This window comes from Streptomyces sp. NPDC007162, assembly GCF_040634175.1.
Taxonomy (GTDB): domain Bacteria; phylum Actinomycetota; class Actinomycetes; order Streptomycetales; family Streptomycetaceae; genus Streptomyces.
On record NZ_JBEYFC010000288.1, the window covers coordinates 1 to 11307 of the forward strand.

General features: G+C 72.1%; 11 protein-coding genes and 1 pseudogene. 7 read left to right on the forward strand and 5 right to left on the reverse strand.

What is annotated here, in order from left to right:
• Positions 1–95: 95 nt before the first annotated feature.
• Genes ABZ646_RS28470 through ABZ646_RS28480 form a run of 3 tightly spaced genes read right to left on the reverse strand, consistent with a single transcriptional unit; the run spans position 96 to position 1108 of the window.
• Positions 96–320 (reverse strand): hypothetical protein, encoded by a 225-nt coding sequence (locus ABZ646_RS28470; RefSeq protein ID WP_360524749.1) that lies wholly within the window; start codon positions 318–320, stop codon positions 96–98.
• A 44-nt stretch (positions 321–364) separates the two neighbouring features.
• Positions 365–598, reverse strand: a complete 234-nt coding sequence (locus tag ABZ646_RS28475; RefSeq protein WP_360524752.1) for a hypothetical protein — start codon at positions 596–598, stop codon at positions 365–367.
• A gap of 12 nt (positions 599–610) precedes the next feature.
• The gene (locus ABZ646_RS28480; RefSeq protein WP_360524755.1) at positions 611–1108 is read right to left on the reverse strand and encodes a MarR family transcriptional regulator; all 498 of its coding nucleotides are present in this window, start codon (positions 1106–1108) and stop codon (positions 611–613) included.
• Positions 1109–1227: 119 nt separating this feature from the next.
• Between ABZ646_RS28480 and ABZ646_RS28485 the strand changes: the two genes are divergently transcribed.
• The 7 genes and pseudogenes from ABZ646_RS28485 to ABZ646_RS28515 form a co-directional block, all read left to right on the forward strand.
• Positions 1228–1632 carry an HGxxPAAW family protein gene (locus tag ABZ646_RS28485; protein ID WP_360524758.1) on the forward strand — a complete coding sequence of 135 codons (405 nt, stop codon included), beginning with the start codon at positions 1228–1230 and terminating at the stop codon, positions 1630–1632.
• A 48-nt stretch (positions 1633–1680) separates the two neighbouring features.
• Positions 1681–2553 (forward strand): DUF2797 domain-containing protein, encoded by an 873-nt coding sequence (locus ABZ646_RS28490; protein ID WP_360524761.1) that lies wholly within the window; start codon positions 1681–1683, stop codon positions 2551–2553.
• Between the two features lie 237 nt (positions 2554–2790).
• A complete protein-coding gene (locus ABZ646_RS28495; protein ID WP_046727718.1) occupies positions 2791–3531 on the forward strand; it encodes a response regulator transcription factor in 741 nt (246 codons plus the stop codon).
• Entirely contained in the window at positions 3528–5150 is a 1623-nt protein-coding gene (locus ABZ646_RS28500) for a HAMP domain-containing sensor histidine kinase (protein WP_360524764.1), read from the forward strand. The genes ABZ646_RS28495 and ABZ646_RS28500 overlap by 4 nt, the downstream gene beginning before the upstream one ends.
• A 14-nt stretch (positions 5151–5164) precedes the next feature.
• The gene (locus ABZ646_RS28505; protein WP_360524767.1) at positions 5165–6682 is read left to right on the forward strand and encodes a bifunctional glycosyltransferase family 2/GtrA family protein; all 1518 of its coding nucleotides are present in this window, start codon (positions 5165–5167) and stop codon (positions 6680–6682) included.
• Positions 6679–8928, forward strand: coding sequence for a glycosyltransferase family 39 protein (locus ABZ646_RS28510; protein WP_360524770.1), 2250 nt, complete (start codon positions 6679–6681; stop codon positions 8926–8928). Before ABZ646_RS28505 ends, ABZ646_RS28510 begins: the two co-directional genes overlap by 4 nt.
• Positions 8929–9141: 213 nt before the next feature.
• Positions 9142–9504 (forward strand): annotated as a pseudogene (locus tag ABZ646_RS28515) (helix-turn-helix domain-containing protein); the annotation flags it as partial.
• Positions 9505–10403: 899 nt separating this feature from the next.
• Here the strand turns inward: ABZ646_RS28515 and ABZ646_RS28520 are convergent.
• Positions 10404–10781 (reverse strand): nuclear transport factor 2 family protein, encoded by a 378-nt coding sequence (locus tag ABZ646_RS28520; protein WP_360524773.1) that lies wholly within the window; start codon positions 10779–10781, stop codon positions 10404–10406.
• 257 nt (positions 10782–11038) lie between these two features.
• Positions 11039–11307, reverse strand: a 269-nt coding sequence (locus ABZ646_RS28525; protein WP_360524776.1) for a zinc-binding dehydrogenase, incomplete at its 5' end; no start/stop codon positions are given.

Genomic DNA, 11307 nt, shown 5'->3' on the forward strand with positions numbered 1-11307 from the left:
GAAGGTTGCAGGTTCGAATCCTGCCGAGTGCACATCTTGGAAAGGCCCCGGAGAGATCCGGGGCCTTTCGCGTCGTGCGGGCCGGGCCGGGGCGGTCAGTCGGTGGGTTCCGGGCCCCAGTGGTCCGGGCCCGGTCCCCGCCAGTCGATCCACGGGGCCTCCGCGACCTCCGCCGGATCGATCTCCAGTCCGGCGCGGCGGAGGAACTCCGCGACGTCGGTCGTGTTGTGGGCCAGGCCGAGGATCTCGCCGTCCACGCGGACGCGCCGGCCGCCGGTGGGGGACGGCGGGTGGATGATCACGCGAATCGGTCCGGACATGTCTTCAGGATCGTCCGGGACGACCGGTCCCGCATTCCAGTACGTCATGGGCGGACCCGCTCGCTCGTGTCCCCGTACGGCCGCGCCAGGTCACGCAGTTCCCGCCAGGCCGCGGGGGCCGGGCGGTGCTGCTGCCAGTAGGGGTGGAAGAAGACCTGGACCGACAGCCGGTACAGGCGTCGGCGCAGCTCGGTGCGGCCGGGGCGCGCGGCCAGCCGCCGGTAGACGGCACTCCACTCCTGCTGCGCCCGGGCGAGGTCGTCGGGGAACGTTCGCATGACCGGATTCAATCATGTGTTCGATTTTCCGGGCGAGTCGGTGCGGGTCAGCCTTTCCAGGTGGTCGTGAGCCAGTGCGGTCGCCCGCGTGAACCAGTCGGTGAGGGTGGCCAGTTCGGCGGGTGTGTAGTCGGCGAACAGTTCGGTGAGGCGTTCGTAGTGGCCGGAGTGCACGCCTGCCACGCGGGTGGCGGCGTCCGGGAGCGCGGCGACGCGGACCCTGCGGCGGTCCTTCGGGTCGGGGCGCCGGGCGACGTACCCGGCGCGCTCCAGGCGGTTGAGGATGCCGGTCACCGCGCCCGTCGTCACGTGGGCGCGGGCGGCCAGGTCGCCCGCCGTCAACAGGTCGTCGCCCGCCTCCAGGACGAAACCGAAGCACGTCAGGTCCGTGGCGCTCAGCCCGAGTCGCCGGGCCAGTTCCTGCCGGCCGATCAGGTGGGCCGCGATGAGGCGGTCCATGGCGGACAGCGCGCGGGCCGGGTCGGCGGGCGGTCGAGGTGTGCCTTGCACGGTCGTTCCCGGTTCCTCGTCGAAGACCTCACGGATTCCCTTAGTGCGTGAGAGATTCAGGGAGTAAATTACTTACGTTGTGAGGGATTCTAGTCGGTCCTGACGAGGGGGACGGGTACGTGAGTCAGCACGACGAAGGTCATACGGTCGCGGGGTGGACCGGAACGGCGATCGCGACGGTCGGCAGCGGTCTGCTGGGGTTGGCGGTGTGTACGGTCTCGGTTCCCGCCCTGGTCGCCGGGCTCGCGGTGTGTGCCGTGAGTGTCCTGGTCACCTGGTATCTGCACCTGGCCGGCTGGGGCAAGCCGCCGGGACCGCGGGCCAGGGCGCAGTGGGCTCTCGGGGTGCGTGACGCCGGGGCCCGCGACGGCCACCCCGGATGCGTGTCCTGCCGGCCGGCGGGCCGGGGGCGTCGTACGTCGGCCGCGCTCCGGCCGACGGGGGGCGCGGGCGACGAGGGCGGCGCCGCCGGTGCGGGGCGCACGGCGGGGCCGGAGGTGGCCGTCTCTGAGGCCGGTGGCTGACCGGGGCGGCCCGGTCGTTGTCAGTGGTGGTCTCTACCCTCGTGAGTGATGGCACAGGTGTGGAAGTCCTCGGGTCTGCGGTGGTCGGACGACGGGCCCGTGCTGGCGTGGAGCGGTGGGCGGCGCAGTCCGCTCGTCCGGGGGAGACGGGTCGCCTTCAGGGCTGTCGAGGGCGGTGCCCGGGAGTGCGTGGGGGCGCGGGGGAACCCCTGTCCGGTCCGGGCGGGCGTGTCGGCGCGGAGCACCGGCGCGCGGTGCGAGGAGTGTGCGCGGCTGGACCGGGCGCACTCCGTCGCCGCCGACACGATCGCCGACGACCCCCGGCCGTACCACGTGTATCTCGCGTGGTTCGGGCCCGGGATGGCCAAGGTCGGGATCACCGCTGTCGAGCGGGGGCCGGCGCGGTTGCTGGAGCAGGGTGCCGTCTGCTTCAGCTGGCTGGGTGCCGGGCCGCTGATGGCCGCACGGCGGGCCGAGGAACTGCTCCGCGCCGCGCTCAAGGTGCCGGACCGGATCCCGTACCGCGACAAGCGCGTCGTACGGTCCGTGCTGCCCGGGGGCGAGGGGGAACGGGCCGCCGAGATCGAGCTGTTGCACGCACGCGCCCTCGCGCTCGGCGGGTGGCCGGAGGCGCTCGTCCCGGAGCCCTGCCAAGTCGTCGACCATGTGCGGGTGTTCGGGCTTGCGGGGATCCCCGCGGCCGTCGGTGAGGTGGTCGGGCTCGCTCCCGGTGCCGGGGTGAGCGGCGAACTCGTCGCGGCCGCCGGGCCGGATCTGCACCTCGCCACCCGGAGCGGGGTGATCGTCCTCGACACGCGCTTGCTGCCCGGCTGGGAACTGACCGCCGTCGCGGAGCCGGACGGCGCCCTGCCGACCCTGCCGGTAAGGGAGTTCGCGGCGCCCCAGGAGGGGCTCTTCTGAAGGCCGGGGGAAGCCTGGCCCGGCAGGCTCTCATCAGGTGTTCACCGGCGCTTCATCCCAGGTCCGCGGCGCACCGGGGGCCCACATGAGCCACACAGCGGTGTGCGATCATGGCGCGGAGTTCGTGCGCACGTGAGGGGGTTCCCAGGCGTTCCCTGAGAGGCGCCTGTGAGTTTCTTAGGGAAAACACAGATTACTGAAAGCGTGTTCTCAGAGGATCCCGACAAGGTGTCCGCCATGACCACGACCTCGCCCCAGGGGCGCACCGAACTGCTGAGGCCGGACGGGAGCCCCGTCCGAGTGCTTGTGGTGGACGACGAACTGTCGATCACCGAGCTCCTTTCCATGGCCCTGCGTTACGAGGGCTGGCAGATCAGGAGTGCGGGCGACGGCCAGGGCGCCATCCAGACCGCCCGGGAGTTCCGCCCCGACGCCGTCGTCCTCGACATGATGCTGCCCGACATGGACGGCCTCACGGTGCTGGGGCGGCTGCGGCGCGAACTCCCCGACGTGCCCGTCCTGTTCCTCACGGCCAAGGACGCGGTCGAGGACCGGATCGCCGGTCTCACCGCCGGCGGCGACGACTACGTCACCAAGCCCTTCAGCCTCGAAGAGGTCGTGGCGCGGCTGCGCGGGCTGATCCGTCGCTCCGGCGCCGCGGACCGGCGCTCCGACTCCGTGCTCGTCGTCGGTGACCTCACCCTCGACGAGGACAGCCACGAGGTCTCGCGGGCCGGGGAGGGCATCCACCTCACCGCCACCGAGTTCGAGCTGCTGCGCTTCCTGATGCGCAACCCGCGGCGGGTGCTCAGCAAGGCGCAGATCCTGGACCGGGTGTGGTCGTACGACTTCGGCGGCCAGGCCAACGTGGTCGAGCTGTACATCTCGTACCTGCGGCGGAAGATAGACGCGGGCCGGGAGCCGATGATCCACACCCGGCGCGGCGCCGGTTACCTGATCAAGCCCGCCGCGTCATGAGTGGGCGACGACGGCCGCGGGCGCAGAAGCGACGAGCGGGGAAGCCGCGCACGCTGCGGACCCGGCTCGTCGTCGTGTCCGTGACGCTGATCGCCGTGGTCTGCGCGGTGATCGGGACGGTCACGACCCTCGTGCTCCGCGACCACCTGTACGGGCAGCTGGACAACAACCTGCGGGAGGTCGCCGCGCGTGCCTCCGGTGGGCCCGCCGGAGGCCCCGACGGCAAGGACCACAACCTGGGGGACAAGGGGCTCGTTCCCCGGACGACCGATCTGGGCAAGTTCGTCAGCCAGGGTCCGAACCCGCCGAAGACCCTCGCGGCCAAGGTCGAGAACGGGTCGATCACCAGCGGCCAGATCGGTACGAAGCAGAACAACTCCGCCGGTTTCACGCAGATGGAGCCCCAGCCTCTCACCGAGGCCGAGATCAAGGTACTCGGCTCGGTCACCCAGGACCGCAAGCCGCACACCGTCGACCTTCCCGGTCTCGGCAGCTACCAGGTGCAGTACGTCACCGGCAACAACGGTTCCTACTACGTCGGCATCCCCACCTCCGACGTCGACGGCACCATCAACACGCTGATCATCGTCGAGGTCAGCCTCACCGTCTCCGGTCTCATCGCCGCCACCCTGGCCGGCACCGTGATGGTCAACGTCGCCACCCGGCCCCTCCGCCGGGTCGCCGCCACCGCCACCCGGGTCTCCGAACTCCCACTGCACACCGGCGAGGTGAACCTCAGCGAGCGGGTCCCGGAGTCGGAGTGCGACCCGCACACCGAGGTCGGCCAGGTCGGTTCCGCGCTCAACCGCATGCTCAACCACGTCCACGGGGCGCTGCACGCACGCCAGCAGAGCGAGATGCGGGTACGCCAGTTCGTCGCCGACGCCAGCCACGAGCTGCGCACCCCGCTCGCCTCCATCCGCGGCTACGCCGAGCTCACCCGGCGCGGCCGGGAGCAGGTCGGGCCCGACACCCGGCACGCGCTGGGCCGTATCGAGTCCGAGGCCGGCCGGATGACCCTCCTGGTGGAGGACCTGCTGCTGCTGGCCCGGCTGGACGCCGGCCGTCCGCTCCAGTTCGAGCACACCGACCTCATCCCGCTGGTCGTCGACACCATCAGCGACGCGCGCGCGGCCGGCATGGACCACAACTGGCGGCTCGACCTGCCCGACGAGCCGGCCCTGGTGTCGGCGGACGCCGCCCGTATCCAGCAGGTGCTGGTCAACCTGCTCGGCAACGCGCGCAAGCACACCCCGCCCGGCACCACCGTCACCGCCCGTATCGAGCGGCGCGGCCCCTGGATGTGCGTGGACGTCGAGGACAACGGACAGGGCATCCCGCCGGACCTGCTGCCGCACGTCTTCGAACGGTTCGCGCGCGGCGACTCCGCGCGTTCGCGGTCCACCGGGTCCACCGGTCTGGGTCTCGCCATCGTGCAGGCGGTCGCGTCCGCGCACGGCGGCGCGGTCACCGTCGACAGCGTTCCCGGCCGCACGGTGTTCACCCTGTACCTGCCCGCGCTCGCCCCGGCGGCCCCCCAGCCGGCCCCCGAAACCAACTGGCAATCGCACTCACAGGCGCAGCACAGTGCCACCACATGGGTGGAACAGGGCGCCTGACCAGAGTCGTTCCCATGCGAACCGACTCTTCTCCCGGCACCCTGCCGGCGCGGGAGCACCTCCCGGCCGGAAACGCCGGTACGCCTGTCCTGGACGTAGTGATCCCCGTCTACAACGAGGAGAAGGACCTCGGTCCATGCGTCGTCAGACTGCATGACCACCTCAAGCGCACCTTCCCGTACGCCTTCCGCATCACCGTCGCGGACAACGCGTCCACGGACACCACCCCGCAGGTGGCGCAGCGGCTGGCGGCGGACCTGGCCGAGGTCACGTCGTGCCGGCTGGAGCAGAAGGGCCGCGGCCGGGCGCTGCGGACCGTCTGGTCCGCCTCGGACGCGCCGATCCTCGCGTACATGGACGTGGACCTGTCGACCGACCTGAACGCGCTGCTGCCGCTGGTGGCACCGCTCATCTCCGGCCACTCCGACCTGGCGATCGGTTCCCGGCTGGCCCGCTCGTCGCGCGTGGTGCGGGGCGCCAAGCGGGAGTTCATCAGCCGTACGTACAACCTGATCCTGCGCGGCTCGTTGCAGGCCCGTTTCTCCGACGCGCAGTGCGGCTTCAAGGCGATCCGGCGCGATGTCGCGCAGGTGCTGCTGCCGCTCGTCGAGGACACCGGCTGGTTCTTCGACACCGAGATGCTGGTGCTCGCCGAGCGCGCGGGGCTGCGCATCCACGAGGTGCCGGTCGACTGGGTCGACGACCCGGACTCGACCGTGCACATCGTGAAGACCGCCACCGACGACCTCAAGGGCGTGTGGCGGGTCGGCAAGGCCCTGACGACGGGTGCGCTGCCGCTGGACCGGCTCACCCGGCCGTTCGGTGACGACCCGCGCGACCGCGACGTCCAGGACGTCCCGAAGGGCCTGGCCCGCCAGCTCGTCGGGTTCTGCGTGGTCGGCGGCCTGTCGACCCTCTTCTACCTGGTCCTCTACAGCGCCTTCCGGTCCTTCTCCGGCTCGCAGGTCGCCAACGCGCTCGCGCTGCTGGTGTCGGCGGTCGCGAACACGGCGGCCAACCGGCGCCTCACCTTCGGGGTGCGCGGCCGGGGCGGGGCGGTCCGGCACCAGGCGCAGGGCCTGGTCGTCTTCGGTATCGGCCTCGCGCTGACCAGTGGCTCTCTCGCCGCCCTGAACGCGGCGAGCAGCGACCCCTCGCACTCCACCGAACTGGCGGTCCTGATCGCCGCCAACCTGGCGGCGACCGTGCTGCGCTTCCTGCTCTTCCGCGCCTGGGTCTTCCCGGACCGCGACGGCGCACCCGGGGCGGAGCCGACGATGTCGACGACGGGGGCCACGCACAACCCGTCGTCCCCGACCTGCCCGAGCGGCGGGGAACTCCAGCCGTACCGGCAGCCGTACCAGCCCCCGGGCCCGCTCCCGCAGCGCCCGACGCACCAGCCCTACGCCCAGAGCGGCGCCACGACCACCCGATTCCGCGCCGGTGAAGCCGCGGACGGCACCTGGAGGGACGCCACCATGCAGTTGCAGCCGGTGCGCCCCCACGACACCGACCCGGGGGATCCCCGATGACCACCCACACCGACCGGCCGACCCACTGGGGCCCGCCCCCCACATCACCCCCGCCCTCGCAGCACGCACCCGAGGCCCCGGCAGCCGGGTTCCCGGCACCCGGGAACCCGGCACCGGAGTCGGGCGAGCCCAGGCAGCCCGTCGTCCGCAGACTCTGGCGGGGCCGCCCCGAGGACCCCAGCTGGGTGCGCCCGGCCTTCCTCGGCCTGCTGGCCGCCACCCTCCTGCTCTACCTGTACGACCTGAGCGCCTCCGGCTACGCCAACTCCTTCTACTCGGCGGCCGTCCAGGCGGGCAGCAAGTCCTGGAAGGCGTTCTTCTTCGGCTCCCTGGACGCCGGCAACGCGATCACCGTCGACAAGCCCCCGGCCTCGCTGTGGCCGATGGAGCTGTCGGTCCGGATCTTCGGTCTCAACTCCTGGGCGATCCTCGTCCCCGAGGTCCTCATGGGCGTCGCGACGGTCGCCGTCGTGTACGCGGCGGTGCGCCGCCGGTTCAGCCCCGCCGCCGGTCTGATCGCGGGTGCGGTGCTCGCACTCACTCCGGTCGCGGCGCTGATGTTCCGGTTCGACAACCCGGACGCGATGCTCGCGCTGCTGATGGCGGTCGCCTGCTACGCGGTGGTGCGCGCGGTCGAGGACGGCCGGACGAAGTGGCTGGTGTGGGCCGGGGTGGCGATCGGTTTCGGGTTCCTCGCCAAGACCCTCCAGGCCGTCCTGGTCCTGCCGCCGCTCGCGATCGTGTACGCGGTCTGCGCACCGGTGCCGGTGCGGAAGCGGTTCGGCCGGCTGGCGGTCGCCACCGGCGCGCTCGTCGTCTCCGGCGGCTGGTGGGTCACGATCGTCGAACTCTGGCCCGCCTCCTCCCGCCCCTACATCGGCGGCTCGCAGGACAACAGCTTCCTGTCGCTGACCTTCGGCTACAACGGCTTCGGCCGCCTCAGCGGCGACGAGACCGGCAGCGTGGGCGGCGGTGGCGGCGGTGGCGGCAGCACCGGCCAGTGGGGCGCTACCGGCTGGGACCGGATGTTCAACTCCGAGATCGGCGGCCAGATCTCCTGGCTGCTGCCCAGCGCCCTGATCCTCCTGGTCGCCGGACTGGTGGCCACCCGCAAGCTGAAGCGGACCTCGGCCACCCGCGCCTCGTTCCTGGTGTGGGGCGGCTCGCTGCTGATGACCATGGTCGTCTTCAGCTACATGGCGGGCATCTTCCACCAGTACTACACCGTCGCCCTGGCCCCCTACCTGGCCGCCGTGATCGGCATGGGCGCCGACCAGCTGTGGAAGCAGCGCGCCGAACTCCGGGCGTCGATCACCCTGGCCGGCTCCGTGGTCGCGGCCGCGGTCTGGGGGTACGTCCTGCTCAACCGCACCTCGGACTACCTGCCCTGGCTGAAGTACCTGGTCCTGATCGGCGGTCTGGCCGCCGCGCTCGGCCTGGTCTTCGCGGGCCGGATCAGTCGCCGGCTGGCCCTCGGGGCGGCGGCGGTGGGCCTGGTGGCCGCGCTGGCCGGTCCGACCGCGTACACCCTCAGCACCCTCCAGACGGGTCACACCGGCTCCATCGTGACGGCGGGTCCCGCGGGCGCGAGCATGATGGGCGGCGGCCCCGGTGGCGGCGGTATGCGCGGCCGCGGCACGGGCGGCGGTGGCGGCTTCGGCCAGAACCAGCAGGGCCGGCAGGGCCGGCAGGGCTTCCCCGGGGGCGGCACCGGCGGCACCGGGGGCTTCGGCGGTGGCATGCCCGGTCAGAACGGCACCGGCGGCACCCGGAACCAGCAGGGCAACGGCACCACGCAGAACGGCAACGGCTTCCCCGGCGGCGGTCGGCTGGGCGACGGCGGCGGCATGGGCGGCGGCGGTGGCGTCGGCGGCCTGCTGAACGGCGCGACCGTCAGCTCCCAGGCCAAGAAGCTGCTGGAGACGGACGCGTCCGACTACACCTGGGTGGCGGCCGCCGTCGGCGCCCAGAACGCGGCGAGCTACCAGCTCTCCACCGGTGACGCGGTGATGGCGATCGGCGGCTTCAACGGCACCGACCCCTCCCCGACGCCGGCCCAGTTCAAGAAGTACGTGGCGGACGGAAAGATCCACTACTTCGTCTCGTCCGGCACGGGCGGCGGCATGGGCGGCAGCAGCACCGGCACGTCCTCGCAGATCACCTCGTGGGTCGAGAAGAACTTCAAGAAGGTGACGGTGGGTTCGTCGACCTTCTACGACCTCACGCAGAAGGCGAGCGGCAGCTGACGGCCGCCTGACCGACCGGGCGACACGAGGGCGGTGGCTTCGGCCACCGCCCTTCGCTGTACACCGCCCCTGGTCACCGGCCGGGTTCGGAAACGGGTCCTGGGTGGCCTCGGAGAAGAATGTCGCCCAGGGGGGAGCGGGTATGTGTCGGTTCGCGGGTGCGCCGCAGCTCCAGCATCTTGGGAAGTGATCGTCTTGGCGGAAGAGGGCGCGATGGCGCGGGCCAGTGTGTGGCTGGAGGGGAAGGCCCGCAAGGGTGGGCGGAGCGGGCAGCCCTCCGGGCTCGACCGGGACCGCATCACCTCCGCCACCGTCCGGCTCCTCGATGCCGACGGCCTCGACAAGTTCTCCATGCGGCGGCTGGCGGCCGAGCTCAACGTCACCGCCATGTCCGTGTACTGGTACGTCGACACCAAGGACGACCTGCTCGAACTCGCCCTCGACGCGGCCTTCGGCGAGCTGACCCTGCCCGATGCCGCAGTCGGCGACTGGCGGGCGCAACTGCGCGCCCTGGCCGCGGAGTACCGCGCGCTGCTGGTCCGCCACCCCTGGCTCTCCCCGCTGGCCGGCCGCTACCACAAGGACCTGCTGTCGGCCGCGCAGGACGTCGCCGACGTCCTCGGCAGCGAAGTGGAGTTGCTGACCGGGGTGCCGCTGGTCTCCGGATCGTCCGCGGACACCCGGCCTGTTCTCATCGGCCCCGACGCCACGCCGACGTGGCGTCCCTTCGTGGAGGCCGTGGTGTGCCGCCCGAGCACGTCCGCCGATGGCGGACCAGGTGCCGCGCCGAGCCTGCTGCGCTGGACAGCGCCCGTTGCGGGGCCGGGGGACGGCGGGCAGGGCGCCGTCCACCTCTCGGAGCGCTGGCAGGTCAGCGTGGTCCGGGCGGGTCTGCACCTGCTGCCCAGGGGACGGTCACGGTCGGCGGACACACTGCCGGTGACGGCTGATCAGCTGACCATCCAACTCGGCGTTCCCGGCGAACCGCTGGACGGCTCACTGTTCCCCGCGCTGTCCCAGCTCCTGTTCGATCTCGATCCGGCCCTGCGCGAGTACGTCGTGGTGCGGGTGCTGGGCCGGCTCACGGACCGGGGACGCCGGTTGCACCGGATCGCGGTGGAGTACGGCGTCCGGGTGGTGTGGCCCACCGCCCCCGCCATGCCGCCCGTGGCGCCCGTCACAGCCGCCCCGGCAGGGGGTGCACCGCCGTCCGCAGCACCGGCCGCGGCCCTGCCGAACCCGGCCGGGACGACCTCCCGCGCCCTGGCCGCCCCGAAGACCCAAGGAGCCGACACCCCTGCCGAGTAACGCCCGCCTCCGCCGTGCACACGACGTCGGCGAAGGCGTTTAGACGTCGCTCGCCGCCAACGGCTTTGGTCTATCCGGTCATGTCGCCGGTGACCAGCCCATTCGCGGGATCACGAACCGCGTGGGATCGGCGCGGTTATGCGGCTTGACTGCAGGACGCTGTGTGGTCACGGGGTGGGCGGGGTCCAGTCGGCGGGCAGTCCGGACTGGGCGAGGACGCGGTTGATGGCGTAGTAGTCCTGGTCGGAGGTGATCTGGCGGCCATTCAGGTTGAGGAGGGTAGCCATCGGCACGGCGAAGGGCTTGGGTGCGCCCTTGATGTGGCCGGCGTACACGGCTTCGATGGTGATGTGGTTGCCGTCGCGGTGGGCGGCGTACACGGTGACGTGGACGTTGTCGATGAGGCTGTCGGTGCGCGCCTTCCAGTCGGAGATCTGCTGGCGGCCGGTGAAGGTGACGCCGAGGCTCTGGTCGGTGGAGGTGGCGTTGGCGGTGAAGAGGTTGCCGAGCTCCTGGGGGTCGGTGCCGTTCCAGGAGCGGTCCATGCGGTGACGACATGCGGCAGGCGCTGGTCCGCGGGCTGCGCGGCGGAGGCGGTGGTGCCGAGCGCGGCGCAGACGGCCGCGGTGCCGATCAGTACGGCGAGGGCGCGGGGCGAGCGGAGCTTCATGGTGGTGGTCCTTTCGATGGTGGAGTGGCCAGCGCCCCGAAGCGGCGGCATCGACGGCTCGGCGGTCGTGGACCGTCTCGGGGCAGGGTTTGGCGGGTGGGCCGGACCGGTCTCGCGGTTCCGGCGGGTGCGTCAGGGGGTGAGCACGATCTTGACGGTGACGGTGACGGTGCCGGATTCGGCCAGGCGCAGTGCCTCGGCGGCCTGGGTGAGTGGCAGGGTTGCGGCAATGCGGGCGGTGACGTCGCCACGGCGAACGGCGGCGAAGACCTCGGTGAGGTCGGCCCGCAGCCGGGCACGGAAGCAAGCAGTGCCTCGGCGCGCCGGGCGGCGGCCCGTGGGTCCGGTGACTCCAGGCCGATCGCGGCGAGCCCGGTGCCGTCGCGGCGGGCGGCGGGACC